29 protein-coding genes and 2 pseudogenes are annotated in these 25,681 nt (G+C 63.5%); 9 read left to right on the top strand and 22 right to left on the bottom strand.

The window, feature by feature from the left end:
• Positions 1–18: 18 nt before the first annotated feature.
• Positions 19–1,145, bottom strand: a pseudogene (locus tag ACXMDM_RS03080) (pyridoxal phosphate-dependent aminotransferase).
• Between the two features lie 113 nt (positions 1,146–1,258).
• On the opposite strand from ACXMDM_RS03080, the gene ACXMDM_RS03075 reads away from it, so the two are divergent.
• Positions 1,259–2,086: a pentapeptide repeat-containing protein gene (locus tag ACXMDM_RS03075; protein ID WP_499570061.1), complete on the top strand. Its 828-nt coding sequence runs from the start codon at positions 1,259–1,261 to the stop codon at positions 2,084–2,086.
• A gap of 40 nt (positions 2,087–2,126) precedes the next feature.
• Here ACXMDM_RS03075 and ACXMDM_RS03070 read toward each other — a convergent pair whose 3' ends face one another.
• The 6 genes from ACXMDM_RS03070 to ACXMDM_RS03045 all read right to left on the bottom strand — a co-directional run bounded on the left by ACXMDM_RS03070 (position 2,127) and on the right by ACXMDM_RS03045 (position 8,806).
• The gene (locus tag ACXMDM_RS03070) at positions 2,127–4,280 is read right to left on the bottom strand and encodes a type II secretion system protein GspD (RefSeq protein ID WP_259722698.1); all 2,154 of its coding nucleotides are present in this window, start codon (positions 4,278–4,280) and stop codon (positions 2,127–2,129) included.
• A gap of 122 nt (positions 4,281–4,402) precedes the next feature.
• A complete protein-coding gene (locus ACXMDM_RS03065; protein WP_259722697.1) occupies positions 4,403–5,116 on the bottom strand; it encodes a hypothetical protein in 714 nt (237 codons plus the stop codon).
• Entirely contained in the window at positions 5,113–5,826 is a 714-nt protein-coding gene (locus ACXMDM_RS03060) for a PilN domain-containing protein (RefSeq protein WP_499570058.1), read from the bottom strand. Before ACXMDM_RS03060 ends, ACXMDM_RS03065 begins: the two co-directional genes overlap by 4 nt.
• Complete coding sequence (locus tag ACXMDM_RS03055) at positions 5,823–6,800, bottom strand: type IV pilus biogenesis protein PilM (protein WP_259722695.1); 978 nt, start codon at positions 6,798–6,800, stop codon at positions 5,823–5,825. Before ACXMDM_RS03055 ends, ACXMDM_RS03060 begins: the two co-directional genes overlap by 4 nt.
• Before the next feature lie 81 nt (positions 6,801–6,881).
• Positions 6,882–8,066: a quinone-dependent dihydroorotate dehydrogenase gene (locus ACXMDM_RS03050; RefSeq protein WP_071800546.1), complete on the bottom strand. Its 1,185-nt coding sequence runs from the start codon at positions 8,064–8,066 to the stop codon at positions 6,882–6,884.
• On the bottom strand, positions 8,066–8,806 hold the full coding sequence (locus tag ACXMDM_RS03045) for a ribonuclease H family protein (RefSeq protein ID WP_499570055.1): 741 nt from the start codon (positions 8,804–8,806) through the stop codon (positions 8,066–8,068). The genes ACXMDM_RS03050 and ACXMDM_RS03045 overlap by 1 nt, the downstream gene beginning before the upstream one ends.
• 47 nt (positions 8,807–8,853) lie before the next feature.
• Between ACXMDM_RS03045 and ACXMDM_RS03040 the strand changes: the two genes are divergently transcribed.
• Positions 8,854–9,531, top strand: a complete 678-nt coding sequence (locus tag ACXMDM_RS03040; RefSeq protein WP_259722693.1) for a DUF3747 domain-containing protein — start codon at positions 8,854–8,856, stop codon at positions 9,529–9,531.
• Positions 9,532–9,835: 304 nt separating this feature from the next.
• On the opposite strand, the gene rplL is transcribed toward ACXMDM_RS03040, so the two are convergent.
• The 8 genes from rplL to gloA form a co-directional block, all read right to left on the bottom strand.
• The gene (gene rplL / locus ACXMDM_RS03035) at positions 9,836–10,219 is read right to left on the bottom strand and encodes a 50S ribosomal protein L7/L12 (protein WP_071800543.1); all 384 of its coding nucleotides are present in this window, start codon (positions 10,217–10,219) and stop codon (positions 9,836–9,838) included.
• A gap of 54 nt (positions 10,220–10,273) precedes the next feature.
• Positions 10,274–10,801: a 50S ribosomal protein L10 gene (gene rplJ, locus ACXMDM_RS03030; RefSeq protein ID WP_071800542.1), complete on the bottom strand. Its 528-nt coding sequence runs from the start codon at positions 10,799–10,801 to the stop codon at positions 10,274–10,276.
• 290 nt (positions 10,802–11,091) lie between these two features.
• Positions 11,092–11,799, bottom strand: coding sequence for a 50S ribosomal protein L1 (rplA, locus tag ACXMDM_RS03025; protein ID WP_071800541.1), 708 nt, complete (start codon positions 11,797–11,799; stop codon positions 11,092–11,094).
• A 123-nt stretch (positions 11,800–11,922) separates the two neighbouring features.
• Positions 11,923–12,348, bottom strand: a complete 426-nt coding sequence (rplK, locus tag ACXMDM_RS03020) for a 50S ribosomal protein L11 (RefSeq protein ID WP_071800540.1) — start codon at positions 12,346–12,348, stop codon at positions 11,923–11,925.
• Between the two features lie 161 nt (positions 12,349–12,509).
• Complete coding sequence (gene nusG / locus ACXMDM_RS03015) at positions 12,510–13,190, bottom strand: transcription termination/antitermination protein NusG (protein ID WP_083544437.1); 681 nt, start codon at positions 13,188–13,190, stop codon at positions 12,510–12,512.
• Between the two features lie 74 nt (positions 13,191–13,264).
• A complete protein-coding gene (secE, locus tag ACXMDM_RS03010) occupies positions 13,265–13,513 on the bottom strand; it encodes a preprotein translocase subunit SecE (RefSeq protein WP_071800539.1) in 249 nt (82 codons plus the stop codon).
• 47 nt (positions 13,514–13,560) lie between these two features.
• Positions 13,561–16,461 (bottom strand): ATP-dependent Clp protease ATP-binding subunit, encoded by a 2,901-nt coding sequence (locus tag ACXMDM_RS03005; protein ID WP_071800538.1) that lies wholly within the window; start codon positions 16,459–16,461, stop codon positions 13,561–13,563.
• Entirely contained in the window at positions 16,448–16,852 is a 405-nt protein-coding gene (gene gloA, locus ACXMDM_RS03000; protein ID WP_071800537.1) for a lactoylglutathione lyase, read from the bottom strand. The genes ACXMDM_RS03005 and gloA overlap by 14 nt, the downstream gene beginning before the upstream one ends.
• A 137-nt stretch (positions 16,853–16,989) precedes the next feature.
• Between gloA and eno the strand changes: the two genes are divergently transcribed.
• From eno to ACXMDM_RS02980, 4 genes are read left to right on the top strand one after another with little or no spacing between them, the layout of a single operon-like run.
• Positions 16,990–18,285 (top strand): phosphopyruvate hydratase, encoded by a 1,296-nt coding sequence (eno, locus tag ACXMDM_RS02995; protein ID WP_259722692.1) that lies wholly within the window; start codon positions 16,990–16,992, stop codon positions 18,283–18,285.
• Positions 18,286–18,326: 41 nt separating this feature from the next.
• Complete coding sequence (locus ACXMDM_RS02990) at positions 18,327–19,304, top strand: hypothetical protein (RefSeq protein WP_071800535.1); 978 nt, start codon at positions 18,327–18,329, stop codon at positions 19,302–19,304.
• On the top strand, positions 19,295–20,248 hold the full coding sequence (locus ACXMDM_RS02985) for an IS1595 family transposase (protein ID WP_071799713.1): 954 nt from the start codon (positions 19,295–19,297) through the stop codon (positions 20,246–20,248). Before ACXMDM_RS02990 ends, ACXMDM_RS02985 begins: the two co-directional genes overlap by 10 nt.
• A 5-nt stretch (positions 20,249–20,253) precedes the next feature.
• On the top strand, positions 20,254–20,397 hold the full coding sequence (locus ACXMDM_RS02980; RefSeq protein ID WP_162922851.1) for a hypothetical protein: 144 nt from the start codon (positions 20,254–20,256) through the stop codon (positions 20,395–20,397).
• A 255-nt stretch (positions 20,398–20,652) separates the two neighbouring features.
• Here the strand turns inward: ACXMDM_RS02980 and ACXMDM_RS02975 are convergent, their stop codons facing one another.
• Positions 20,653–20,865 carry a DUF4160 domain-containing protein gene (locus tag ACXMDM_RS02975; RefSeq protein WP_071800534.1) on the bottom strand — a complete coding sequence of 71 codons (213 nt, stop codon included), beginning with the start codon at positions 20,863–20,865 and terminating at the stop codon, positions 20,653–20,655.
• A gap of 331 nt (positions 20,866–21,196) precedes the next feature.
• Between ACXMDM_RS02975 and ACXMDM_RS02970 the strand changes: the two genes are divergently transcribed.
• The 3 genes and pseudogenes from ACXMDM_RS02970 (at position 21,197) to ACXMDM_RS02960 (ending at position 23,171) form a co-directional block, all read left to right on the top strand.
• Complete coding sequence (locus tag ACXMDM_RS02970; protein WP_233831179.1) at positions 21,197–21,475, top strand: phage integrase N-terminal SAM-like domain-containing protein; 279 nt, start codon at positions 21,197–21,199, stop codon at positions 21,473–21,475.
• A 72-nt stretch (positions 21,476–21,547) separates the two neighbouring features.
• Positions 21,548–22,129, top strand: a complete 582-nt coding sequence (locus ACXMDM_RS02965; RefSeq protein ID WP_233831177.1) for a tyrosine-type recombinase/integrase — start codon at positions 21,548–21,550, stop codon at positions 22,127–22,129.
• Positions 22,113–23,171, top strand: a pseudogene (locus tag ACXMDM_RS02960) (IS91 family transposase). The gene ACXMDM_RS02965 and the pseudogene ACXMDM_RS02960 overlap by 17 nt, the downstream one beginning before the upstream one ends.
• A gap of 315 nt (positions 23,172–23,486) precedes the next feature.
• Here ACXMDM_RS02960 and ACXMDM_RS02955 read toward each other — a convergent pair.
• The 6 genes from ACXMDM_RS02955 to ACXMDM_RS02930 form a co-directional block, all read right to left on the bottom strand.
• On the bottom strand, positions 23,487–23,750 hold the full coding sequence (locus tag ACXMDM_RS02955) for a type II toxin-antitoxin system RelE family toxin (protein ID WP_071800533.1): 264 nt from the start codon (positions 23,748–23,750) through the stop codon (positions 23,487–23,489).
• Positions 23,737–23,907, bottom strand: a complete 171-nt coding sequence (locus ACXMDM_RS02950) for a CopG family transcriptional regulator (protein ID WP_499570350.1) — start codon at positions 23,905–23,907, stop codon at positions 23,737–23,739. Before ACXMDM_RS02950 ends, ACXMDM_RS02955 begins: the two co-directional genes overlap by 14 nt.
• 271 nt (positions 23,908–24,178) lie before the next feature.
• The gene (locus tag ACXMDM_RS02945; RefSeq protein ID WP_186437626.1) at positions 24,179–24,487 is read right to left on the bottom strand and encodes an addiction module antidote protein; all 309 of its coding nucleotides are present in this window, start codon (positions 24,485–24,487) and stop codon (positions 24,179–24,181) included.
• A complete protein-coding gene (locus ACXMDM_RS02940) occupies positions 24,487–24,789 on the bottom strand; it encodes a type II toxin-antitoxin system RelE/ParE family toxin (protein ID WP_071800531.1) in 303 nt (100 codons plus the stop codon). The genes ACXMDM_RS02945 and ACXMDM_RS02940 overlap by 1 nt, the downstream gene beginning before the upstream one ends.
• A 166-nt stretch (positions 24,790–24,955) precedes the next feature.
• Positions 24,956–25,279, bottom strand: coding sequence for a type II toxin-antitoxin system HicB family antitoxin (locus tag ACXMDM_RS02935; protein WP_233831175.1), 324 nt, complete (start codon positions 25,277–25,279; stop codon positions 24,956–24,958).
• Between the two features lie 5 nt (positions 25,280–25,284).
• The gene (locus ACXMDM_RS02930; RefSeq protein ID WP_071800529.1) at positions 25,285–25,539 is read right to left on the bottom strand and encodes a type II toxin-antitoxin system HicA family toxin; all 255 of its coding nucleotides are present in this window, start codon (positions 25,537–25,539) and stop codon (positions 25,285–25,287) included.
• Between the last annotated feature and the right edge of the window lie 142 nt (positions 25,540–25,681).

Below are 25,681 nucleotides of genomic sequence, written 5' to 3'. Positions count from 1 at the left end.
TCTTCTTGGTTGATCGGTTCAACGCATTTTCCGGGCCAACTCTGTTCGCATGGCCCGCAGGATGCGCTGGTTGCCCCGCCGGTCCTGCAGGCCGATCCGCAACCAGTTCTCACCGAGGCCTTCGAAGCTGCGGCAATCCCGCAGCAGGATCCGCTGGCGGCTCTCCAGCCGTTCGCGCAGCCCCAGCAGTGACCCCTCGCCTTGCACCAGCAGGAAATTGGCTGCGGAGGGCAGCGGCCTGAGGCCACTCAGGCCAGAGAGCTGGCCTGCCAGCCACGGCCCCTCCTTCGCAACCCAGCGCCGCACCCGTTCCTGCCAGCGCCGATCACCCACCACCGCTTCACCCACGGCGGCCGCCAGCCCGTTCACCGGCCAGGGGTCGCGCCAGGCGGCCCAGCGCTTCAGCCGCTCCGGCGCCGCTAACGCGTAGCCCAGTCGCAGCCCGGCGATCGCGAACAGCTTGGTCAGGCTGCGGATCACGATCAGATTGGCGTGATCGGCCAGCAACGGGATCAGCGAATCGGCCTCGCCGCCGGGCACCAGCGGCAGGAAGGCCTCATCGACGATCACCAGGGCAAAACGCTCCAGCAAGGGCTCCAGGCTGCTGCGACTCCAGAGCTGGCCCGTGGGGTTGTGGGGATTGGTGATCCAGATCGCATCGTTACCGTCACCGTCACGGCCCCGGCCCCCTTCCCCTGCGGCCGGGAACGGGCCCCCAGCGGCAGGGGCAGGGACTGCCACGACCCGCCCCAGCAGGCCAGGGCGCGGGGGTAGTCGGCAAAGCCGGGCGTGGGCAACCAACTGGTGCCCGTCGCCGCTGCGTCTCTGGCTGCCCAGGTGAACAGCTCGGCGGCGCCATTGCCAGGCAGCACGGCAGCGGGATCGAGGCCATGGGCTGCGGCGATCGCCTCGCGCAGCCGCTGATAACTCCGGTCGGGATAGTCGCGCAGGGGCGAGGGCCGGCCTGCTCGGGCCCCCAGCGCCTGGCGCAGCAGCAGCCGCACCGGGGCCGGCGGCCCGAAGGGCACCAACGAGGCGCTGGCATCGAGCAACTGCTCGGGGCGGCAGCCCAGCCGGCGGGCGCTGGCGACCAGATTGCCGCCGTGGCGGGCCTCTGGCTCCCCCGTTGTGGACGGATCCCTCACCGACGTCTCTGCTGAACCGTGTCCAACAGTGGACGAACCAGCCTTGCGGCAGCTGTTCCCACGGCGGCGGCTGGCGCGCGCCAAAGGCTCAAAAGCCTGTTAGACAGCTTTTATTGCCGCCGTTCACGGCCGTGATCCGCCTTGCCCGTGCCCTGGTTGCCGCCATCGGCCTGCTGGCCTGCGCTGGCGTGGCTGGCACGGTCGCACGGGCGGCCGATGGCGAGGTCCTGATCCGTTTGCTGGACAGCAAGCAATGTGTCAACTGCCCCTTGGCCGATGCCGATCTGGTCCAGGCCGATCTGCGGGAGGCCGAATTGAGCGGCGCCCAGTTGCAGCGCGCCAATCTCAGCGGCGCCCGCCTGGATGGCGCCCGGCTCAGCGGCGCTGATCTGAGTTTCACCAGCCTGCGGGGCGCTTCCCTGCGTGGCGCCGATCTGCGCGGCGCCCGCCTGCTGGGCAGCGACCTGCGCGACGCCGACCTCAGCGGTGCCCTGCTCGATCCTGAGGCCCTCTCCAGCAGCCACTGGCAGGGCGCCAAGGGCGTCATTCCCGCCCAGCAGAGCTACGCCGATTGGCACAACGCTGGGGTGGACGCCGCCCAGCGGGGCAGGTTTCCCCAGGCGGAGCAGTTGTTCAGCGCCGCGATCGGGCGCCAACCCGAAGCGGCGATCAGCTGGGTGGCCCGGGGCATCAGCCGCAGTGAGCAAGGCAACACGGTGGCAGCAGCCGACGACTTCAACGTCGCTGCGGCCCTTTACGACCAGCAGGGCCAGCCCGAAACCAGCGCGCAGTTGCTGCAGGCGGCGCTCAAGCTGGCTGACACGCCCGAGCCGGTGCAGGGCGGCAATGGACTGGGGCCCCAGTTGCTGAGCGGAACGGCGGGACTCCTGCAATTTCTGGCACCCCTGGCGATCAAGGCGTTCGTGCCGCTGCCGTTCTGATCGAGCCGAACCACTGAAGCTCGACCTTGTGAACCAGGCGCTATTGGGGATTGCTCATGAATAGGCGCGCGTCCTCGCTTGTGGGCCGAATGCCATAGCCGAAGGTTCCGCCCTCGTCATCGCGGATGATTCGCGGGGTGACCATGATCACCAGCTCCCGTTTTTGGCGCTGGTTGTTCGAGGCCCGGAAGAACTGGCCGACTAGCGGTAGGTCACCCAGAATCGGCCACTTCGATACCTCGGCTACGTCAAAGTCGGAGATCACGCCAGTGAGGATCAGGGTCTGGCCTTCGCGCACCCGCAGGGCGCCGGTATCCAGCCGCCGCACACTCAGGATGCTGATCTGCGGTGTACAGGCGGGTGGGCCGGGGACCGTATCGGTGACGGCTGAAATCGAGGGGGACAGGGAGAAGGTGACGAAGCCGTTGTCATCGATCTTCTCAACGCGAGCACCGAGAATCAGCCCGGCTGTGGAGAGCTCAAGCTCACACTGGGTGCCGCCATTCTGAGTTTCAGTGATCCGGACGCTGGTGATCACATTGGTGCCGACCCGTACCGCCGCTTCGTTCGCCCTGCCGCGTCCGATCGGTGAATCGATCGTGTAGGCATCCAGTCCGGCGGAGGAGTTCTGAGAACCACCTCCACCGCCACCCCCGCTACTGCCGGAACTGGGGTCGCGAAGGATCGAGGGGTTCTCCTGCAGGATCAAGGTGGGGCTGGCCAGCAAGGTCGTGTTGCGGGAAACGATCTGGGCCTGAACAAAGTCGAAAAAGTTATCGCGAGGCACTTGCAGGCCGGGATTCTGCGTTGGCGCGCCAAGGAATGATCCAACTGTGGGTGGCAGGAAACGACCGAACGCTCCGAGCAGCTGGCCATTGTCGTTGACGATGAAGTTATTGCCATAGCGGAAGGCAAAACTGTTGGAGATCGTCGTGTCGTTCTCGAGATTCACATCCAAGAGCCGCACCGCCAGGGCCACCTGCCGCTGGCGGAGATCCAACTGCTTGAGATAGGTCTCGGCGATCAGCACCAGGGATGGGTCGCCCACCAGAGTGATTGTGCCCAAGCGCGAGTCGGTGGTGCCAATCAGGCCGAGCAAGGGGCCCTGGCCGGCTCCGAACGAGTTGATCTGGGTGGTGGTGGCGGTGGATGCCGTCGACGCCGCTGTGTTGTTGGACGGTGTGCCGGTAGAGGCCACTTCGCTGGAGGTGGAGGTGGTGGTGAAGGTCTTGTTGATCGTGGCGCCGAGGCTGGCGAGGTAGTCAGCCGCTGAGTTGGCTGACACCTGGTTCAAGCGGTAGATCTTCGAGAGCTGGGAGCCAAAGGTTTTGCCCAGCACATTCGGTCCGGCCAGGATCAGATTTCCCTCTAACTTGCCCTGTAGCCCAGCGGCGAGAAGGACCGAATTGACGGCCTTTGCATAGCCTTCGTTTCGGAAGGCGATGGAGACAACTCTCTGGGCGGTGATCGGATTGGGCGACCCCGGAGAACCAGAACCGGGATTGGAGGCGGTGTCATCCACATAGACGAAGCCATAGCCCCCCAGCTGGGCCACTGCCATCAGGGCGTCCCTGGCCGGGGCGTTGCGCAGCGTCATCGTGACGCTCGGACCCTGCACATTCACGAAACTGGGATTGCGCAGCAGCAGGCTTCCCACGGCCATGTCGCCCACGGGTGGAGCGACGGCCCTGGGCTGCAGCGGGGGCACGAAGGCGCTCTGGGGAACACGGCCCGGGGTGTTGAGATCGAGGCGGCCGGTCTGGAGGGAGGCCTGGGGAGCGGCGGCAAAGCTGAGGATCAAGTTGCGGCCATCGGCGCTCACCACTGGCCGCGGCGCCGCCCCGGCCTTCACCGGCGTTACCTGGATGACGAAGCGGTCGCCCTCTCCCTCCAGGCTGATTGTCTCGAAGCCCGCCTCCGGCAGGGCAAGCCGTTGTGGACCTCGGCGCAGGCTGGTGGGATTGGGCAGGATCAGCTGGCCTTCCCAACCCAAACTGTTGTTGAACTGCTGCAGCTGGGGGCCGGGGCCAGTGCCCTCGATCACCACCTCAACGGCGTCCGGCAGGCGGCGAACCCTGAGCTCCAGAGGCCCGACGCTGGCAACGGCCTGAACCGGGCGCACCAATCCCGCCAATCCCACCGTCGCCGCCAGCGCTAATCCAGCCGGATGCTTCTGAATCACCGGAAGGAACATCCAAGCGATGGGCAGAGACTATGGCCAGCAAGGCAAAGTCGCCATGCCGTCTAGCGTCGTTTTCACCATCTATTCAGCATCTGTTCAGTATTTTTTGTCGGGCGTTTCGGCGCCGATCGCGATCAGTTTTCTGTTGGAGTTGGATCAGCCGCTGCGGCTTGTTGTCGTGGCTCCGTCGTCTTGCCGTACAGCGACAGAGTCAATTTCAGCTCGGTGAGCGGGGCTGGGGCTCCGGCTTTGGGGTCGGGCGCGCTGAGGTTGAGATTGCTCTGCACCACCAGCAATCCCAGGCGCTCCAGTCGGCGCATGAAGCCCAGCAGGTTGGGGAAGCGCCCCCGCGCACTCAGCAGCGTCGAGCTCTTGCTGAGGCCCTGGGCTTCCAGGGGATCCTTCGCAGCCGAGGGCGCTTCGCCCTCGGCTGGGGGTGGGGCGGCAGCCGTCCCTGGCCGTGCCCTTGCCCCCTGATGTGGGGTGGGTTCGAACAGGTCGAGTTCGACGCCAGCCGCGCCGGCCTCACGACTGAGCTGGGCGAGGAAGGTGCTGAGTTCGCCGCTGCCGGCAATCAGCTGCAGCAGATCCGCCTGCTGGGCCCTTGCCTTCTCTGCCGCCTCAAGCTGACGCAGCCGCTGCTCGCGCAGCAGGGGCAGACGCTGTTGCATGGCCCGCACCGCATGGAGCTGGTTCTGGCCCTCGCGGAGTTTGCTCCAGGGCTGCCACACCCCGCCGGCCACCACCACGGCGGAGATCAGTAGTCCGGCGCTGATCGGCAGCCCCAGCAGCAGGGCGGTGCGCCCCAGCTTCGAAGGCGGCTTGGCTCCCTCCTGAAGATTGGTCATGGCAGCAGCCCCTGCTCTTGCAGCACCTGCAGGCGCTGGGCCGTGCCGTCGGCCCCCAGTTCCTGAAGCAGCCGGAGCTGGGCGGGGCCGCTGCGGGGCGGGCGAAAGGTGGCGGTGAGCTCGAAATCGACAAGCTGGCGCCGTGGCGGCTTGCCCTCCTCGCCCCCTTCCGCGTCCGGGCGGCCGGCGCGTTTCAGCCGCACACTGGCTGGATCGAGCAGGGGAGAGACCTGGAGGCGCAGCACGAGGGCGTTGATTCGCTCGAAGGCGCCGGGATCGCTGCTGCGCCCCTTGATCTCCAGGTCGTCGTTGTTCACCTTGACGCCAGTGAGCTGCACGCCGGTGGAGCTGCGCTCGGCCAGGTCGGTCATCAGGGCGGTGCCGGAGCGCAAGGTCACCAACGCCCCCGCCAGCTCCGCATTGGCCTTGCCGGTGGCGTCGATCGCCGTCTTCTCGGCGATGAGCTGCTGCTCCAGTTGCTCCACTTCGGCCCGCACCGGCTGCAGCTGTGCCAAGTCGTCGCTCACGCGTTGCTGTTGCCAGCGCAGCAACAACGCCAGTGCCAGGCAGGTCGACACCAGGCCGGCAGCCACGGCGGTGCCGATCCACAGCAGTTTGCGCGGATCAGGGGTGCGGCTGGGGTCAGGCGGCAGCCCCAGCTCGATTCGCCGCTCCCTGAGCAGATCCACCGCGGGAAGCATGCGGGTCATGGCGCCCGCTCCGCCTGGGCCAGGCCACTGAGCCTGAGCAGGCCCGGGCCGTCGCGTTCGCTGGGGCCGAGCGAATCCGCCGCGTTCTCCTCCAGGTCCAACCAGCCCCGCTGCAGCGGATCGAGGATCTCCAGGCTCCAGGTCTCCTCTCGCCCCAAGGCCTCGGCGACGCCTGCCAAGCGCCGGCTGGAGCCGAACAACAGCAACCGCACCGAGCGAACCTGCGGATCTCGCTGGCGCCAGAAGTTCAGGCACTGGCGCAACGCCCGCTCCAGGGCCCGAGGCTCGGCGGGCAGGTGGCGACTGAACTCCGGAATGCCTTGGCGGATCAGGGTCAGCTCGGCACCAACGGCCTGGCACGCGATCAGGGCGGTGAGTTCGTTGGCAGGCGCCTCAGCCAGCAGCGGCGCAACTGCCCGCAGCTCAGCGACCTGGGCGGGTTCGAGCCGTTCGAGATCGAGAGCGGCGATCGCAAACACCTCGACCCACTCCAGCACCAACGCCCGGGGAGCCGTCACGAGCAGCGAGCAGAGGGGAAGGGCCGGGTCGGCTCCGCCAAGGGGAGTGAGGCAGAGATAGGACTGGGCGAGTGGGCAGGCCAGACGGAGATCGGGGTCGATCTGGCGCAGGGCCTCCTCGGGTTCCTCGGGCCACTCCTCGAAGGGCCACTGCACCACGCGCAGGCTGCAGGCTGCTCGGGGCAAGCTGGCGATCACCTCGGCCCCGTGCAGGCCGAGTTCGAGCATCAGATCACCGATCAGGTCGCCCAGGGCCGCCTGCTGGAGCGGACGTCCGTCCTGGCAGGCGCCCCGCGGCAGTGGCACCCGATGCAACAGACTGGCTGCCGGCTTGAAACCCTGGCCGCGCAACGCCAGCAGGGTCAGGCCGTCATCCTCAAGAACAAGCAGCACCCGCCTGGGGAAGATCCGTGCCGTCAGCGGCCCGAAGCGTTCCCGCAAGCCAGTTAGAACCAACGGCAGGCTCCTTATCCCAGTCTGGGCGGCAGCTTATCGGCATTTGCTGTTGTTGGCATGCACCGGGTTGGTGCGCTCCCGCTAACCCCAGGGCAGCCCACTGCCCACCGCTTCGCTGATCTGCCGGCAGCCGTGGCGATCGAGCTGCCTTTGCAGGCCTTCCAGGATCGCCGGTACCAGGGCCGGACCCTCATAGATCCAGCCGGTGTAGAGCTGAATCAAGGAGGCGCCGGCTGTGATCCGCTCCCAGGCCGCCTGGGGCGAATCAATCCCGCCCACGCCGATCAGCGGCAGGGCGGGGCCGGCGGTGGCCCGCAGTCGGCGCAGCACCTCCTGGGCCCTGGCCCGCAGGGGCGCGCCGCTCAGGCCTCCCGCTTCCTCGCCCAGCGTGCGACCCGTCTGGGTCAGTCGGCGGTTCTCCAGGCCGAGCCTGTCGATGCTGGTGTTCACTGCGATCACCCCGGCCAGGCCTTCCTGGTAGGCCAGGCGGGCGATGGTGTCGATCGCGTCGTCCTCCAGGTCGGGGGCGATCTTCACTAGCAGCGGCGGACAGGCCGGCAACCGGCGCAGCCGTTCGACCAGCCGGCGCAGTTGAGTGGCATTTTGCAGTTCGCGCAGGCCCGGTGTGTTCGGCGAGCTCACGTTGATCACGGCGTAGTCGGCCAGGGGCGAGAGCAGCTCCAGCGAGGAGGCGTAGTCATCGGCAGCCAGCTCCAGGGAGGTGATCTTCGACTTGCCGAGGTTCAGGCCCAGCACCGCCGGCCGCTGCCCCGGCGGCTCCAGGTCCTGACGCTCCAGGGTGCGCTTCACCGCTTCTGCGCCGTCGTTGTTGAAGCCCATCCGGTTTAAGGCGGCGCGCTCCGCCGCCAGCCGGAACAGGCGTGGTCTCGGGTTTCCCGGTTGGGCATGCCAGGTGACCGTGCCCAGCTCGGCAAAGCCGAAGCCAAACAGATGCCAGACGCCGGCGGCCACGGCGTTCTTGTCGAAGCCGGCCGCCAGCCCCACCGGGTTGGCAAAGCGGCAACCGAACAGGGTCTGCTCCAGGCGCACGTCGCGCCGTTGCAACTCCGCCCCGAGCCCGGCCAGGCTGCCGGACACCAGCGGCCAGTGGCGCCGCCGCGAGGCCATGCCCAGGGCCGTCAGGGTGAGGCGGCTGAGCTGCTCGGCATCGGCGCCTTCGTCCTGCTCCAGCAGGGGAGTCACCCAACGCTTGTAGAGCGATCCAGTACTCGGGGTGGTGTTTTTGCTGGTGGGGGGTGTGGCCATCAGAGACGCTCCAGCCGCCAGCGATCCTCACCGGCCGGGCTCACCTGCCAATCGCGCCAGGTCCAGGCCTCCTCCTTCTCCTCAAGCCTGGAGAGGGGCAGCTCCACCAGCTGGGCCAGCTCGGGCAGGCGCAGGGCATAGCCACCGCTGGCCAGGCGATCCGCCAGCTCCAGACGGCTCAGCAGCTGAGCGAGGGCCGCTGGGGCTGGATCAACCGGACTGGCAGCGGCTTTGGTGGTTGCAGCCGCAGGGCCGGTCGCCAGCCTGGGGGTTCCGCCCTTGGAGAAGGCCACGGCAATGGCGTCGCAGCGGTCGTTGTCGGGATCGCCGCTGTGGCCGCGCACGTGGACCAGGGGCACGGCCGGCAGGCGGGCCCGATCGAGGGCTTCCCAGAGGTCCTTGTTCAGCACCGGAGCGCCAGAAGCCGTGCGCCAACCCTTGCGTTTCCAGCCCGCCATCCACTTGCCCAGTCCATCGATCAGGTAGCGGCTGTCGGTGCGCAGCTGCAGATCGGGATGCAGGGGGAGCTGCTTGAGCTCTTCGAGCACGGCCAGCGCGGCAGCCAGTTCCATGCGGTTGTTGGTGGTGTTGGCTGCCGCGCCCCCCAGCTCCCGCACCGAGCCATCTTCAAAGCGCAGCAAGGCACCCCAGCCACCGGGTCCGGGGTTGCCACTGCAGGCGCCATCGGTGGCCGCGGCCACCACCCGTGGTTGATCAGCAGCCACTGGGCGATTCGGCACAAATCAGGTCATCATTGGAGCCTGTTACGGCTTGTCGGGTCGCCACCATGAAGCGAACTTACCTTGCCTTGGCCGCTGTGGCCCTTGGCGCCGCGGTCCTGCAGGGCCCTTCGTTGCCGCAGGCGCAAGCCGTTGGCTTGTTCGACAGCCGGCCCGTGGACGCTTCCAGGTTCGCGGTGCTCGCCAGGCCGGTGGGCAGGTCCGACTGGTCGCTGCTGGTGCTCGAGCAGCTCAGGAGCCAGCCGCTCTGCTGGGAAACCCGTCCGGACGGCTTGATTGACGCGGCCCTCAACCGTTTCGACTTCACCGGAATCTGTAGCCGCTACATCGACAGCAACGGCTACTCCCTGCGCACGGCCAACCAGGACCTGGGCGGCTCGTTCCGGCTGCGGCTCAGGCAGGTGGGCGAGGAGCTGCAGCTGCAGGCGATGAGCCCCGTGGAGACCGAAACGATCGTGGTGGGCAGGGGCAAGGCCAACCGGCGTGACCGCGATGGCTTCGTGCCGATCACGCTGGAGTCCACTTGGCAGCTCGGTCGCCGTGTCTTCCGCGAGCAGACCCTCAGCCATCTGTACTTCACCAATCCCACCCCCATGGCCCAGCTGATCGCCGCCGCCGCGCCAGCGACCAGGTCTGGCAGGCAGCTGATCGCCCGTCGACCCGGTCTCACTGATGACCTCGGAACCGATCCGATCGCCCTGCCGGTGATTCCTTTCGTCGAATAGGCCAGTCACCAAGTAGGCCAGGAAACGACCGCTGCTGCTGGGACAGTTCAAGTAGCGACCCCTCTGCCCTGGCCCAGGCCTGAGCAGGCGTTACCTTTAACTCGTGTGAGGGGTGCGGAACCCACTGTTGGGGTCGAAACAAGGACAGACTCCCAAGAACGTTCCACCTCTAAAGCCCTGCCTTCGGTGGGGTTTTTTTTTGGTCTGCCACGATAACGGCGGCCATGAAAAAGCCGGCCACCAGGGGCCGGCAGGGGCGAGGGCCGGAACCCTCGCCAAGAACTGAGAAATCAGCGAAGCGAGATCACTTGACGGTGACCTTGCCGCCAACCTCTTCAACGGTCTTCTTAATCGTGGCGGCTTCCTCTTTGGAAACGCCTTCCTTGATGGCCTTGGGAGCGGCTTCCACAAGGGCCTTGGCTTCGCCCAGACCGAGGCCGGTGACTTCGCGGACGGCCTTGAGGACTTTGATCTTCGCGGCAGCATCGAAGCTGTCGAGGATGGCGTCGAATTCGGTCTGCTCTTCCACCGCCTCAGCGGCAGCGGCGGGAGCGGCCATCATCACGGCGCCGGCGGAAGCGGCGGCGGAAACGCCGAAAGCCTCTTCGATCTGCTTGACGAGCTCGGAAGCTTCAAGCAGGGAAAGGGTTTTCAGTGATTCGAGAATCGTGTCGGTTTTGGTTGTCATAGTTGAGAGCAGGCAACAGGTCGGGGATGGAGAAATCGGGGAAAAGGGATCGGCTCAGCTGGCGTCGCTTTCGGCGTGCTGCTTGAGTGCCCGGGCGAGACCGGAGGGAACTTCGTTGATGCCCACGGCCAGTTGGGTGGTCACGGCATTGATCGCACCGGCGATCTGGGCCATGAGCACGTCCTTGGAGGGGAGCTCACCGATGGCCTTGATGTCGGCCTGGGACAGGAGTTGGCCTTCGAAGAGGCCTCCTTTCAGTTCCGACTTCTTCGTGTCCTTCTGGAAGGACTGAATGGCCTTGACGGCACTGCCGACATCGCCCTTGATCAGGACGAAGGCATTGGTGCCGGTGAGCAGGGAATCGAGTTCCGACCAGGTGCTGTCGCCATCAATGGCCAGACGCATCAAGGTGTTTTTGGTCACCTTGCAGACGCCATTGCTGGCCTGCAGACGGATCCGCAGATCAGTCATTTCCTTGATGGACAGACCCTTGTAATCAAGGACCAGCGCCATTTCGGTCCCGTTGAGGAGCCCCTTGAGCTCTTCGACGATCTGTTGCTTGCTCTCCAGGGTGCGGCCCATGGGGTGGTACGAATCGAGGGAACAAGCCGAGCACGCGACCCAGACGATTCCCGCTGATTCATCGGCCCGGATCCGAAAGCTCGGACCAGGCGATCATCAAGAGAACCCCGCACCGGTGCAACCGGAACGCCGCGAGGCTGCTTGATGATCCGACCCCCTGGGGGACCCAGGGAAACAAAACCTTCTGCATGCACCTCGGCAGGGTTTAAGGCCAATTGGCCACCTGCTGTCTTGGGCGGGGCGCGTGCCCCCTGGCCGAAGCCAGTTCAGGACTTTACATCCCGAGGCGCTCAGCTCTCCTGCTTGATGTCCTGGAGGGCGGAGAAGTCAACGTCGATGCCGGGGCCCATCGTGGCGCTGATGGTGAGGCTGCGCCAATAGCGGCCCTTGGCGCCACTGGGTTTCTGCCGGTCGATGGTTTCCTGCAGCGCCTTGAGGTTCTCCAGCAGCGTCTCGGCCGTGAAGCTGGCCTTGCCGAAGCGCACGTGCACGATGCCGGTGCGATCGGCGCGGAATTCGAGCTTGCCCGCCTTGAACTCGCGGATCGCGCCGCCCAGGTCGGTGGTGACGGTGCCGGCCTTGGGATTGGGCATCAGGCCCCGCGGTCCGAGCACCCGACCCAGCTTGGCCACCTTGGGCATCATGTCCGGGGTTGCGATCAGCAGGTCGAAGTCCATCTGGCCGCCGGCGATCGCCTCCACCAGATCCTCATCACCAGCCAGGTCTGCACCGGCGGCGGTGGCTTCGGCCACCTTCTCGCCGCGGGCGATCACGGCGATGCGGATGCTCTGGCCGGTGCCGTTCGGCAGGGCGACGGTGGTGCGCAGTTGCTGGTCGGTGTACTTCGGATCAATGCCGAGGCGCACGTGGGCCTCGATCGTTTCATCGAATTTGGCCGTTGCCGTTGTCTTGACCAGCTGCAACGCTTCGAGCGGTGCATAGGGCCGGTCTTCGACTTTTTCGAGCAGGGCGTTGAAGCGCTTGGAGGGTTTTGTCATCGTGGTGTTGGGGTACTGGCGACGGGACGGGCGGGCCGTAGGGCGGCCGAGGCGTCCTGGGTCTCCCCCGGATTGGGTGGATGGGGAATGGAGCGGTGATCAGACCGGCGCTGGGGCCACTGATCAGTCGGTGACGGCGACGCCCATGTTGCGGGCGGTGCCTTCGATGATGCGGGAGGCCGACTCAAGGCTGGTGCAGTTGAGGTCGGGGAGTTTCGTTTTGGCGATCTCCTCGAGCTGGGCGCGACTGATCGCTCCCACACTGCCCTTGCTGGAGGTGGCGGCACCTTTGTCGATGCCTGCTGCCTTGATGATCAGCACCGAAGCAGGCGGGGTCTTGGTGATGAAGGTGAAGCTGCGGTCTTCGAAGACCGAGATCTCCACCGGAATCACATAGCCGGCCTTCTCCTGGGTGCGGGCGTTGTACTCCTTGCAAAACGCCATGATGTTGACCCCGTGCTGCCCGAGGGCAGGGCCCACCGGTGGGGCCGGGTTGGCTTTGCCGGCATTGAGAGCCAGCTTGATCACGGCTACAACTTTCTTGGCCATCGGCTGGATCTGGGGAACAGAACTCCCTGCTGGGAGTGGGAACAAAACTCCCTTGCGGGAGGACTGCGGATCGCCTCACCGAAGCGGAGGCGTGGTGGTGGACCGCCGAAACCGGCGGAGCCACCGAGGGCCGCCCTCCGCAGGGAGGCGGCCGCAGTGAATCAACTTTGCTTGGTGATCTGGGAGAACTCCAGTTCCACTGGGGTTTCCCTGCCGAAGATCGAGAGCAGGGCTTTGAGCTTGCTGCGTTCGCCGGAGACTTCGATCACCTCGCCCTGGAAATCCTTGAAGGGCCCAGCGGTGACCAGGATCTGATCGCCTTCGGTGATGTCGACCTTGACGACGGGTTTCTTCTCGGCCGCCCGCTTGAAGATCCGCTCCACCTCGGCGCGTGCGAGGGGCCGGGGCTTGATGTGGCCGCGGGCGCGGCCGGTGGCCCGCCGTTCCTCCTGCCCAACGAAATTGATCACGTTTGGGGTGCTGCGCACTGCCAGCATCGTGTCTTCATCGAGAACCATGCGAACCAGCACGTAGCCCGGGAACACCTTTTCCTCGGTGGCCTGGCGGCTGCCGTCCTTCTTCAGCTTGATGGCTGGGGTCTGGGGGATCTCGATCTCGACGATCCGGTTATCCACGCCGAGGGTGATGGCGCGCTGCTCAAGGGTGGCCTTCACCTTCTTCTCACAGCTCGAGGCCACCTGAACGGCGTACCAGCGGGCGATTTGGGGGGCTTTGTCAGCTGCCGCCTGTTCCGGGGCCTCTGCGGGCAGGGCCTCGCCTTCCGCATCGGGGTTGTCCTCGATGGCGTCGCTGGCGGTGGTGAGCAGATCGGCTTCAGACACGGGCTGGAAAAGGGTAAAAGCTGGGGAAGAACTGGGGAGGTGGCCCGGCGATGAATCGCGCGCTGGCCTGTCGCTTAGGGGAAGACCTGGGAGGAGCCCCAGCTGTAGAACCGATCAACGGCGGCGATCGCTGCGGCTGAAAGGGTGACCATCAAGATCACCGCCACCGACTCGCTGAACAGCTGTTGGCGGCTGGGCCACACCACCTTGCGCAGCTCCTCCAACAGCGAGGGGACGAAGCCGGCCGGACCGGGAGGCGCTGGGGGAAGCGGCTCGGCGGTCAGCGTGTCTTCAGGGGTGGAGGAGCGGCTGGGGGATTCCAAGGATGCTGGCCTGCCGAGCTGTGACAACAACCCGGCAAAGATTCACCCTACCGGATGTCCCCTTCGTCTTCGCGCAGGGCCTCGAACAGCAGCGGTTGCGGCGCGGATTCCGGCGCCAGGCTGACCCTCACCCCCCAGGCCCCGTGGAAATGATCCTCGAGCAGCTCGGTGGCCAGGGGGTTCTCGATCTGGCGGCGCAACACCCGTCGCAGCGGCCGCGCTCCGTACTCCGGTTCGTAGCCCTGGGCGGCGAGCCGGTCGACCACCGCTTCTTCCACTTGCAGCTCCAGCTGCTGTTCGGCCAACAGGCTGGCTAGCTCAGCCAGCTGCAGCCGCACGATGCGCTGTAGATCCGCCGCCGAAAGCGGCCGGAAGCGGATCAGCTCATCGATGCGATTGAGGAATTCTGGGCGGAACTGGGCGGAGAGTGCCTGCTCCACGGCCTCATCAAGGGCGGCATCCAGGTTTGCTTCGCTGTCCTGCTGGTCCTGACGGGCGCGCTCGAGGATGGCGCGGCTGGCCAGGTTGCTGGTCATCACCACCACCGTGTTGCGGAAGTCCACGGTGCGTCCCTGGGAATCGGTGAGGCGGCCGTCATCGAGCACCTGCAGCAACAGGTTGAACACCTCGGGGTGGGCCTTCTCCACCTCATCGAGCAGCAACACGGCATAGGGGCGGCGCCGGATCGCCTCGGTGAGCTGGCCGCCTTCCTCGTAGCCCACGTAGCCCGGAGGGGCGCCCAGCAGCCGGGCCACGGCGTTGCGCTCCATGAATTCGCTCATATCGAGGCGCACCAGGGCCTCCTCCTCATCGAACAGCGCCGCCGCCAGGGCCTTGGCGAGTTCGGTCTTGCCGACGCCGGTGGGGCCGAGGAAGAGGAAGGAACCCACCGGCCGTCGCGGATCCTGCATGCCGGCCCGGGCCCGGCGGATCGATGCCGCCACCGCCGCCACCGCCTCGGGCTGGCCGATGACCCGCTCCGCCAACCGGTTTTCGAGCTCAAGCAATTTCTGGCGCTCGCCGGCCAGCAGCCGCTGCATCGGGATGCCCGTCCAGCGGGCCACCACATCGGCGATGTCGCCTTCCTCCACCTGCTCACGCAGCAGGGCTTCGCCGGCCTGCTGGGCGGCCTGAAGCTCGTCTTCGAGGGCGTGGCGGCGTTGCTGCACGCCATGCAGCTGGTCGTATTGCAGCCGGGCGGCCTCCTCCAGATCCCCATCGCGCTCGGCTTCGCTGATCGCGTGGCGCAGGTCTTCGTCTTGCTGGAGCAGGTCGCGCAGCTCGGCCAGGCGCTCCCGCTCGGCCTGCCAGCGCTGTTGCAGCTCCTGCAGCCGGCTCAGGGCAAGGCGGCGCTGCTCCTGGCGCTGCACCCGCTCGGTCATCGGTGCGGCCTCCGCCGCCAGCAGGGCCAGTTCGACCCGGCGCAACTCGGCTTCGGCCTCCTCCACCACCTGGGGTTTGGAAGTGACCTCCATGCGCAGCTGGGCGGCGGCCTCATCGATCAGGTCGATCGCCTTGTCGGGCAGGCAGCGGTCGGCGATGTAGCGATCGGCCAGCCGGATCGCCGCCACCAGAGCCCCGTCGGTGATGGTGACGCCGTGGTGCAGCTCATAGCGTTCTTTGAGGCCGCGCAGGATCTCCACGCTCACCTCCCGACTCGGTTCGCGGATCACCACCTGCTGGAAGCGGCGGTTGAGGGCGGGGTCCTTCTCCACCGTGCGGCGGAAGTCTTCCGGGGTGGTGGCCCCGATGCAGCGCAGTTCGCCGCGGGCCAGCACCGGCTTGAGGATGCTGCCGGCATCGGCGCTGGAGCGATCGCTGCTCACCACGGTGTGCAGTTCATCGATGAACAGAACCACGCCGGCGCCGTTGCCGGCCGCATCGCTTTCGCTCACTTCGGTGAGCACGCTGCGCAGCCGTTCCTCGAACTGACCGCGGAACTTGGCGCCGGCGATCAGGGCGCCCAGATCAAGACCGATCAGGCGGATCCCCTTGAGTGAATCGGGCACTTCGCCGGCCACGATCCGCTGGGCGAGCAATTCGGCGATGGCGGTTTTGCCCACACCGGGCTCACCAATCAGCACCGGATTGTTTTTGCTGCGCCGCGAGAGCACCTGGATCAGGCGGCGGATTTCGGTGTCGCGGCCGATCACCGGGTCAAGCAGCCCGGCCCGGGCGGCGGCGGTGAGATCACGGCCGTACTGCTCCAAGGCGGCCGGTTCGGCGTCCAGGCTCAGGTCACTGCCACCGCCACTGACCCTGCCACTGTCGCCATCACTCGGGGCGGCTGGGGCGGAGGAACCGGCAGAAGTGGTGCGCAAGGGACGGTCGTCGATCGGAGGGGAGGGGATGTCGATGGGGGCGTCGATGGGGTTGTCGATCCAGTCGTCACGGCCGCTAGGCGCGGCTGCGGGCGCCGCTGTTGGCTGAGGGAGAGGGGCGGGCGTAGGGGCCGGCGTGGAGGTGGGCCGCAGTTCGCGCAACAGGCGCTCCTCACTGAGCCCCTGGCCCGCCAGCAGGTCCGCGCCGATCCTTGGCTCATCGCGCAGGGCCAGCAGCAGGTGGGGGATGTCGAGCAGACGCGAACCCCAGCTGGCGCGACGCCGGTCGGCGGCTTCGAGCAGGTCTTCCAGGGCATCACCGATGAACAGCTCCTCGCCGCTGGCTGAGGGTTGTTCGGCGCAGAAGCCCTCCAGCTGATCCAGCAAGCGATCGCCGTCGATGGGCAGGGTGTCCACCCAGCTGGCGTAACGGGGATCCTGGAACAGCACCTGCAGCAGGTGTTCCACATCGAGCTGGGCATGGCGCCAGCGGCGGGCCTGGTCCTGGCCGGAGAGCAGCAGGTCCCAGGCCGCCTCGCTGAAGCGATCGGGGTCGCTGGTCAGGCTGCCCTGGGCGGTTGGAGCGGCCCCCTGGCTACCGGGATCGAAGCGCTCAGGCGGCTGCATCCTGCTCCGGTCTGCGCTGGATCAGTTCCACCTTGTAGCCATCGGGGTCTTCGATGAAGGCGATCACAGTGCTGCCGTGCTTCATCGGGCCGGGTGGCCGCACCACTTTTCCGCCTTTGGTGGCGATGGCGGCGCAGGTGGCGGTGATGTCTTCAACGCCGATGGCGATGTGGCCATAGCCGTCACCGAGGGCGTAGCTGGGCGTATCCCAGTTGAAGGTGAGCTCCAGAACGGAGTTCTCGGTCTCGTCTCCGTAGCCCACGAAGGCCAGGGTGAAGCGACCCTCGGGAAAGTCGCGGCGACGCAGCAGCGTCATGCCCAGAACGCCGGTGTAGAAGCCGAGGGAGCGATCGAGATCGCCCACTCTGAGCATGGTGTGGAGCAGTCGCATCGGGGCGTCTTACCGGATCATCAGGCCATTCTGACCGCCCCTTGATCGGCCCGAAGCTGTCAGGCCGTGGCAACAGGCACAGAGTCAGGCCTGGGGATGCCCCATAAGATCCGTCCCATTGAGCCCTTGATGCTTCCGTGATCGACTCCTTGGACCTGGTGATTGATTCGATCGTGGCCAGGGAAGTGCTCGATTCCCGCGGCATGCCCACCGTCGAGGCGGAAGTACGCCTGGAGGGCGGCGCCACCGGACTGGCGATCGTGCCCAGCGGTGCCAGCACAGGCGCCCATGAGGCCCATGAGTTGCGTGATGGCGGTAGCCGCTACTTCGGCAAAGGGGTACAGAAGGCGGTGGCGAACATTGAGGAGAAGATCGCCCCGGCCCTGTGCGGTTACAGCGCCCTGGAGCAGGGTCAGGTGGATGCGGCGATGGCCGAACTCGATGGCAGCGATAACAAGTCGTCGCTGGGGGCCAATGCGATTTTGGCGGTGAGCATGGCCGTGGCCCGCGCCGCCGCTGCCGGCGTTGGCCTGCCGCTGTATCGCTACCTGGGTGGGCCGATGGCCACCCTGCTGCCGGTGCCGCTGATGAACGTGATCAATGGCGGTGCCCATGCCGCCAACAACATGGATTTCCAGGAATTCATGCTGGTGCCCCACGGCGCTCCCACGTTCCGCGAGGCCTTGCGCATGGGCGCCGAAGTGTTCCAGACCCTCAAAGGCCTGCTGCACAGCCGCGGCCTCTCCACCTCGGTGGGCGACGAGGGCGGCTTCGCGCCGGATCTGGAGAGCAACGATGCCGCCGGTGCGTTGCTGGTGGAGGCGATCGAGCAGGCTGGCTATAAAGCTGGCGAGCAGATTTCCCTGGCGCTGGATGTGGCCAGTACGGAATTCTACAGCGATGGCCGCTATGCCTTCGGTGGCGGCAGCTATACGGCCGCTGAGATGGTCGACCAGCTCGAAGCCCTGGTGAGCCGCTATCCGATCGTGTCGATCGAAGACGGCCTCGCCGAGGACGACTGGGAGGGTTGGGCCCTGCTCAGCCAACGGCTGGGCAGCCGCGTGCAGCTGGTGGGCGACGACCTGTTCGTGACCAACACCACCCGCCTGCAGCGGGGCATCGAGGAGGGGATCGCCAATTCGATCCTGATCAAGGTGAACCAGATCGGCTCTCTTACCGAAACCCTGCAAGCGATCGACCTGGCTGGCAGGGCGGGCTACACCAGCGTGATCAGCCACCGCAGCGGCGAAACCGAAGACACCACGATCGCCGACCTGGCCGTAGCCACCCGGGCCGGCCAGATCAAGACCGGCTCCCTCAGCCGCAGCGAACGGGTGGCGAAATACAACCGCCTGCTGCGCATCGAAGACGAGCTCGGCAGTCAGGCGCTCTACGCCGGCGCTGAAGAGCGCGGGCCACGGGGGAAGGGCTGAGAGCCGTTCTGAAGCTTTCGCTATTCCATGAATGTGTCCGAATGGATCGATCGGTTCCAGCCCCGCGCCTGCTGACCTTCCCCAGGTATCCCAATCGCTCCAACCATTGGGCGCCATCGCTCCTGGCCCTGGTGGCGGGTCTGATGCTGGAGCCGATGGGATGGCTGCTGGCCGCTCCAGCAGCGGGGGCCGCAGAACCGGTTGTTGCCGGCTCCACTGAGGTTGAAACAGCTCAGCTTGATTCGGTCGCGCCCGAAACCGCCGAAGTTGATGCCGCTGAACCTGCCAAACCGCTTAACAGCGAAACACAGCCCGACATCCAGGCCGAGGTGTCGCCTTGGGCTGCAACCGTGGAGCTCTATGGGTTCATCCCCTGGGTCGACAGCACCACCACGGTGCGGGGCTTCGAAGCCACCACAAACCTGGATCCCGGCCAGGTGCTCAACAACTTGCAATCCACGTTCGCCGCACGGGGCAGCGTGGAGTACAACCGCTTCGGGGTACTCACCGATATCTTCTACAGCCAGCTGGGAGCAGCCGATTCCCGCACCGGGCCCGATGGTTTGCTCACCGGCTCCGCTGGGGTGACCTCGATTACCGGCATCTACGACCTGGCCCTGCGCTATCGCTTCGGGGAGCGAGAAGCGGCGATCGGCAAGCCCGGCCAGTACAGCCTGATTCCCTATGCGGGCCTGCGCGTGATCAATGCCCAGCTGGGGGTCACCGCCGAGCTGCGCAGCAACGATCCAGGCCGGCCAAGGAGGATCGAGCGGCAGGGAAGCCTCGAACGCACCTGGGTGCAGCCCCTGATCGGCACCCAGGCCAGCCTGTTTCTTTCCCCGCGGCTGAGAATTTTCGCCCGGGCTGATGTGGGCGGCTTTGGACTCAGCGGTGAACAGGACCTCTCGGGCAACGCCCAGGTGGGATTGGGTTACTTGATTAGGCAGCAAGCTCCGCAGGCAGCCCTTTTGGGACCTAGGCTGGTACGCATATACCAGTCGTCACTGCCATGGCTATGAATCGGATCCAGTTCCAGGCCAGCCTGTCGCTGCCCCAGTTTATTGAGCTCTACGGAACCGAGCAAAAATGTGAAGTTGCCCTGGAACAGGCGCGCTGGCCTGATGGTTTCCGTTGCCCACGTTGTGAGGGCAAGGAGTACGGGCTCATCATTGGCAGGCGCCACAAGCGCTATCAGTGCCGGAGCTGTCGTCATCAAGCCACCCTCACGGCCGGTACCATCTTGGAGGCAACAAAGTTACCTCTGACCACCTGGTTCCTTGCCTTCTACCTCGTCGGCCAAGCCAAGACAGGAATCTCCTCACTAGCTCTGAGGCGTCATCTCGGTGTGAACTACCGAACGGCATGGTTGCTTCAGAACAAGATCATGCAGGCAATGAAAGAACGTGATGGCGCCTATGTCCTCAGAGGAAGGGTGCAGGTGGATGATGCCTACCTTGGCGGAGAACGCTGTGGTGGCAAGCCTGGTCGTGGATCGGAGAACAAGGTGCCGGTCGTGGCAGCCGTCTCTGTCGATGAGGCGGGCCACCCCCGGTATATAAAACTTGCCACCGTGCCCACGTTCTCTTTTGCCGCTATTGCTGATTGGGCCCAAGATTCACTGGCGATAGGCTGTGAAGTGATCTCCGATGGGCTGGCTTGCTTTCGCGCCGTTGCAGAAGTCGGTTGCTTCCATCATCCTGTGGTCGTAAAGGGTCGTCATCCCAATGAATTACCAGAATTCCGTTGGATTAACACGGTGCTCAGCAACTTGAAAACCAGCTTCAGCGGCAGCTTCCATGCCCTTCGCTTCGAAAAGTACGCTGATCGCTACTTGGGCGCCTTCAGCTACCGCTTCAATCGGCGGTTCAATCTGGCGGCAATGACCGAGCGTGTGGTTCATGCCATCTGCAGCTGTCAAGCACGGCCGGAACGACTCCTGAGGTGTGCGGAGTTTGCTACCTAATCGAGTTGGGTTATGCGCTGGGTAACAACACGGATCTGAATGTTTCCTGGCGCTACTTAGGCCTGGCCTACAACAATGGATCCAACCGGGACACCGGTTTCAACACCAACATGAACGGCGTGGAACTTGGCCTCAAGCTGTTTTTCTGATCTGTTTGACCGAGCTGAAAACTGGCCTCAGGCCGCGCCAGTAGGGAGGGCTGGGGATCTGCTCAGCCTATGGCCCAACCTGGACTTGCAATATGGCGGCGAGATCCTGCAGGAGTCTGTCTACTGTTGAGAGTTTCTTTTGAACTGAAGAATGCCTAAGCGCAGAACTGAACCAGCCCTGACCGAATGAAGATATAAGCATAAAACACTACGCTTTCCGAAGTGAAAAGCATTATTCAAGCAGCTTTTGCTTGTTCACGTGAGCGTGATATCTATCTTGTAGTTTTCCTTGGCTTTCATTCCTGCAATATCACGCAGTTCCATGGGCCAAAAGCCAAGACTTGAACAAAGCGCGACTGGCCCGAGCCACACTTTGCAGGAGCCCCGATCCTGGTCAACATGACTATAGAGAGGTTCCTGTGGTTCGTGACTGTAGAGGTAAAACCTGTAAGGGCCTCTTCTGAGGATTGTCGGCTACTGTGATCGCCATCTTCACTCAAAGGATGGCCAGCATGGAATTTCTGTACATCTAACACTCAAGATCGGCGGCGGGAAGAATATCTTTGCTTTTATAAGGTATTCATGCTCCCGATCGCTGCATCTTGATGTTGGACGAAGCCGCTACGCGGCAGATCAAGACGAAGCATAGCCCACTCATCACTTTGTAAGCGACAGTGATCTGGCTGAAACTCCTGAGAGGGAATAGAAGTATTTGTTTCCGCTTGTACTGAGTCCTGGCGGCTCACAGTGAATGATGAACGCCCTGAGGTGTGCGGTTGTCCTTCATGTCCCATCAGCGATGAGTATTGCTATGAACCACGTTGAACAGGCGCGATTTGATCGGCTCTATGCACAACATCTACAAGCTCTCAAGTTACAAGGAAAACGCGGTAAGACGATTGATGGCTACGCCAGGGCCGTGCGGCGTATCGCCGGATATTTCGATCGCTGCCCTGACAATCTCTCAACAGAAGAGCTCAAGAGCTGCTACAGCTCCATGGTCGAAAGCTACTCCTGGAGCAGCATCAAGGTTGATCTATGGGGCCTGGTCTTCTTCTATCGGTACGTGCTGGGTTGACCACTGGAGTGGATCAAGATCGTCAAACCCCCGCAAGTTCAATCACTGCCGGATATTCCCACACGCCAGGAGGTGCAGCGGCTGATCAATAGCGTACGGCGCCTCCGTTACCGCGTGTTCTTCCTGACGGTTTACAGCCTGGGCCTGCGCCTTGGAGAGGGACTGGATCTGGAAGTTGGCGACATGGACGATCAACTCCGCAGGGTGCATATCCGTCAGGCCAAAGGCGGGAAGGATCGCTACGTGCCGCTGCCGGAATTGACGCTGCAGAACCTACGACGGTTCTGGACGACCCACCAGCGCCGGCGCTTGCTGTTCCCAAACCCTTCCGGCAGCGCCGCCACCGTTCGAGCCGCAAGCAGACCGATGGATCGCAGTGGCGTGCAGGCTGCCCTTAGACCAGCGCGGATCGAGTGCGGGATCCACAAGCACCTGACGGTGCACTCGCTCCGCCATGCCTACGCGACGCACCTGCTGGAGCTGGGCGTGGATCTACGGGCGATCCAGGTGCTTCTGGGACACAGCAGGCCGGAAACTACGGCCCGCTATGCCCATCTCACGGAAGTGAATCGGGACCAGGCAAAGGAGCGGATCGAGGACTGCTGGGTGGCTTCCAGCTCCGCTGGGAGGAAAGCTGATGATCCTGCTTGCTGATCTGGTCGATCGCTACCGCAACGAACTGGAGCAACTCCACGGCCATGAGCTTCTACCAAGCCATCACCACGCCCTCAATGCCATCCGCCGGTGCCGCAATCAATACAGTGCTGTGATGCTCCTGGAATGTAAGGACTGCCACCAGAACGTTATTCTGCCGCATTCCTGTGGTCATCGCAGCTGCCCCCACTGTCAGCAGCATGAGAGCCAGGCGTGGCTGGAAGGGCAGCGCAGAAAGTTGCTGCCAGTCAGGTATTTCTTGATCACTTTCACGGTGCCGGCCCAGCTGAGGAGTCTGTTCTGGAATCATCAACACAAAACCTATGACTTGCTGCTCAAAACCGCGTGGCAGACCATTGACTCGTTCTCGAGAAGAGATCGAAAGCTGAAAGGCCGAACTGGTGCCCATGCAGTTCTGCACACGCACAATCGCCGGCTTGACTACCATCCCCATGTCCATCTGATTGTGCCCGCAGGCGTAATTAACCAGCAACGTAGAGAGTGGTGCGAGCAGAAGGGCAACGTGCTGTTCTGGGCCAACAATCTGGCGAGGGTCTTCCGCGCCAGATTGTTTGAGGCCCTACGACTGGCGGGTCTGCGCTGCGAGCAACAGCTCCCGAATGAATAGGTGGTGGACTGCACGGATGTCGGCCACGGAGATCAAGCCCTCGTTTATCTGGGTCGCTATCTCTATCGGGGCGTTCTGCCAGAGAAGAATATCATCGCTGACACCGCTGGTGAGGTCAGCTTCCGCTACAAGGACAACCGGGGCCTTGAGCATATCCGCACGATGCCCGGCGGAGAGTTTCTCTGGCTGCTGCTGAGACACGTGCTGCCAAGGCGGTTTCGGCGCGTGCGGGATTATGGCCTTCTGCATACGAACTGCAAGCGGCTGGTTCAGCTATTGCAGCTTGTGCTCAGAGTTCCTGTACCGTCGCCAAGGATCAACCTGCAACGATCACCGGTGCTCTGTCAGTCTTGCGAGAAAGCGATGACACTGATCGCTAGGATGCTCCGAATCACTGAGCATCAATTGTGTTGAGCTGAGATTATTGTGCTGATCATAGTCATGGGTTCATAGCCAGAAGTCATCCGCCTACGGCTCTCTCTAGTGCGCTTGACGTATTACAACATGGAGCCGCAGCTTTGCTGTGGGCGTACAGTATGAATCAAGCAACAGAAACGCCCATGAACCCAGACTGCTGGCCATTCTCCTGATTTTCAAATCTGAATCAGGCCTGAATTCAGGCCGGACGTATCTACTGTAGGCAGCTGGTCAGAAGCGACAAAGGGCTTGTCCAACACCGGATAAAATCGTGGCTACGTACGATCTATCCTTGTTCGTTAGAAGGACCCCTCAACGGTAGACGTCCCTCCTGTGGCCGACCTTAATAACTTCGACAATATTTGCCTGATCGTCAATAGAGAAAGTTACCCGATAACTGCCCTGCCGGACACGATATAGATCTGTCCTGCCAGCAAGCTTTTCTGCCCCTAATGGGCGTGGTTGATTCGCAAGTGATTTGATCTTCTCAACCAGGCGAGTCAACGTCTCCTTGTCCGATATAGCCTGGAGTTCCTTGGAGGCTGATCGCCTGATAGAGAGACTATATTCGGCCACTATTCCTTAGGCCAGTGACAAGCTCCTCGAAGCTTGAACTCGGCTCAGCTTGCCTAAGGTCAGCGTCACGTAAATCATCAGCATCTTCGGCCAGTGTCATGCGCACAGCTTCATTGACCATGTCCGATATAGACCGATTACATTCAGCAGCTCTCATCCGCAGCGCACGATGAACATGCGCATCAAAGTAGATGGTGGCTCGTTTTGTCTCATCCATTTCCGAACCATACCTCTTTGACGTCATGGCGTCAAGACGTCAGCACTTCTCGCCTTGATTCGATCCTTCTAACGCTGCCCCTGAGTGGCAGGCAAGATTTTAATGTTATCGAAAAAAATTCGTAGGTGGTCTGTCCACTCTAGGGGCGCATGTTCGAAGGTGTCGCATCACCACAGGCATCATTTCCCGACCTACAACCCGCTAGCAGAGTTCAAGTCACCTCCACTTCACTTCTCACGCCGGCGCTCAACTTCAGTCCTAGAGCCGTGACGACTTTCAGGATAGTGTCAAAGCTCGGGCTGCGCTCTCCAGACAGGGCCCTGTAGAGGCTCTCCCTGGAAAGCCCCGAATCTCTGGCCACCTGAGTCATCCCCTGGGCACGTGCAATGTCGCCCAGAGCCTTTGCAATGAAGACAGCATCTCCATCAGCCTCCTCGATGCAGGCTTCCAAATAGGCTGCCATGTCCTCCGGTGTTCGGAGATGCTCGGCAACGTCGTACAGGCTGGTCGTAGTTTTCATCAGGTCTCCTCCGCAAGGTTGTCTGCCAACAGAAGGGCCTCATCAATGTCCTTGGCTTGTGAGCTCTTGTCTCCGCCAGCCAAAAGGATGATCAAGGCGGTTCCCCTCTTCAGGAAGTAGACCCTGTATCCAGGGCCGTAGTTGATCCGCAACTCCGACACGCCGGCCCCGACGGGCTTGACGTCACCAGGATTGCCGCCGATGAGGCGCTCGATCCTGGCCAGAACCTTCGCCCGTCCTCTCAGATCACGGAGACCCGCAAGCCATCGAACGAACCGCTCTGTCTGGCGGACTTCAACCATTTACCAACTGTAGCCTCCTGACTACAGTGCTGCAAACTGCCTTGCGTGCCCCATCAAGGTCGACACATCCTTCGAACGCCGCCCCTGAGTGGCAGGGAGTGACTATAGAGCGCAAGAATGAAATCGGTGGAGGCCTGCCCACTCGAGGGGCTTGTTATCCGTTCATCTATGCGATGACACTTTTCTGGATCGCTTCCTGTGCGAGCGTGTTAAGACTCTTTCCCTGCACTTCCGCAGTCATCGCTAACCTCTCATGGAGTTCAGGCGGAATCCGAAGATTGAATTTGCCTGAAAAGTGTTTCCGCGGCTTAATTCCTTGCTCCTCGCAGACCTCAAGAAAGACGTCCAGTGACTTTTTAAACTCTCTACGAAGTTCATCCGGGCTTGATCCATAGAAGTCCGCTCCTCCAGAAAGCCCAAGGATTTCCCCGCGAAACTGATCCGTTTCCTCGTCGAATTCAATTTTGGCATGGTAGCCATCCACAGTCATTAGATTCATGATGTAACTCCGTGTTCTTCAAGCCACTTGCGGATTGAAGCAACAGCACCCTTGTCTGTATCTGGCGATGGGTGGGGTCTGTGGAAGACCCTGACTTCGCCAAACAGAACGACCGCGACTCGGCTGCCCGCCCTCTCGCTGACATCTCCACCAAGCTCCTGAAACAAGGCTTCGATGTCCCTCCACGGCAAACTGCCGCTTATAGGACGGGAGAAGATCAGCTCAAGGGTTCGCTGGTGCTTCCGCTTCATCCATGCATGGTACTATGTCGCGGTACCAGCTGTGGCTTCTCGACAACAGCTCGTTGGATACGGATAACTTGTCAATTGAAGGTTCCGTTAACCATTTTTGAGCAGTTGGTTGCTTCTGTGAACATGGAGAGCCCCATGTCGT

It is taken from the genome of Synechococcus sp. CS-603, from assembly GCF_977929215.1.
This window is presented reverse-complemented; position numbering and strand designations above follow the sequence as displayed.

Bases quoted from the DNA above. Each gene is read 5' to 3' on its own strand.
- ACXMDM_RS02945 (WP_186437626.1), bottom strand. From the start codon at position 24,487: ATGAAAACTACGACCAGCCTGTACGACGTTGCCGAGCATCTCCGAACA.
- rplJ (WP_071800542.1), bottom strand. From the start codon at position 10,801: ATGGGCCGCACCCTGGAGAGCAAGCAACAGATCGTCGAAGAGCTCAAG.
- ACXMDM_RS03060 (WP_499570058.1), bottom strand. From the start codon at position 5,826: ATGACCCGCATGCTTCCCGCGGTGGATCTGCTCAGGGAGCGGCGAATC.
- rplA (WP_071800541.1), bottom strand. From the start codon at position 11,799: ATGACAAAACCCTCCAAGCGCTTCAACGCCCTGCTCGAAAAAGTCGAA.
- ACXMDM_RS03070 (WP_259722698.1), bottom strand. From the start codon at position 4,280: ATGTTCCTTCCGGTGATTCAGAAGCATCCGGCTGGATTAGCGCTGGCG.
- ACXMDM_RS03005 (WP_071800538.1), bottom strand. From the start codon at position 16,461: ATGCAGCCGCCTGAGCGCTTCGATCCCGGTAGCCAGGGGGCCGCTCCA.
- rplL (WP_071800543.1), bottom strand. From the start codon at position 10,219: ATGACAACCAAAACCGACACGATTCTCGAATCACTGAAAACCCTTTCC.
- ACXMDM_RS03065 (WP_259722697.1), bottom strand. From the start codon at position 5,116: ATGACCAATCTTCAGGAGGGAGCCAAGCCGCCTTCGAAGCTGGGGCGC.
- ACXMDM_RS03040 (WP_259722693.1), top strand. From the start codon at position 8,854: ATGAAGCGAACTTACCTTGCCTTGGCCGCTGTGGCCCTTGGCGCCGCG.
- ACXMDM_RS02990 (WP_071800535.1), top strand. From the start codon at position 18,327: ATGGATCGATCGGTTCCAGCCCCGCGCCTGCTGACCTTCCCCAGGTAT.
- ACXMDM_RS03050 (WP_071800546.1), bottom strand. From the start codon at position 8,066: ATGGCCACACCCCCCACCAGCAAAAACACCACCCCGAGTACTGGATCG.
- gloA (WP_071800537.1), bottom strand. From the start codon at position 16,852: ATGCGACTGCTCCACACCATGCTCAGAGTGGGCGATCTCGATCGCTCC.
- ACXMDM_RS02985 (WP_071799713.1), top strand. From the start codon at position 19,295: ATGGCTATGAATCGGATCCAGTTCCAGGCCAGCCTGTCGCTGCCCCAG.
- ACXMDM_RS02935 (WP_233831175.1), bottom strand. From the start codon at position 25,279: ATGACTGTGGATGGCTACCATGCCAAAATTGAATTCGACGAGGAAACG.
- ACXMDM_RS02930 (WP_071800529.1), bottom strand. From the start codon at position 25,539: ATGAAGCGGAAGCACCAGCGAACCCTTGAGCTGATCTTCTCCCGTCCT.
- rplK (WP_071800540.1), bottom strand. From the start codon at position 12,348: ATGGCCAAGAAAGTTGTAGCCGTGATCAAGCTGGCTCTCAATGCCGGC.
- ACXMDM_RS02940 (WP_071800531.1), bottom strand. From the start codon at position 24,789: ATGGTTGAAGTCCGCCAGACAGAGCGGTTCGTTCGATGGCTTGCGGGT.
- ACXMDM_RS02950 (WP_499570350.1), bottom strand. From the start codon at position 23,907: ATGAGAGCTGCTGAATGTAATCGGTCTATATCGGACATGGTCAATGAA.
- ACXMDM_RS02970 (WP_233831179.1), top strand. From the start codon at position 21,197: ATGAGTATTGCTATGAACCACGTTGAACAGGCGCGATTTGATCGGCTC.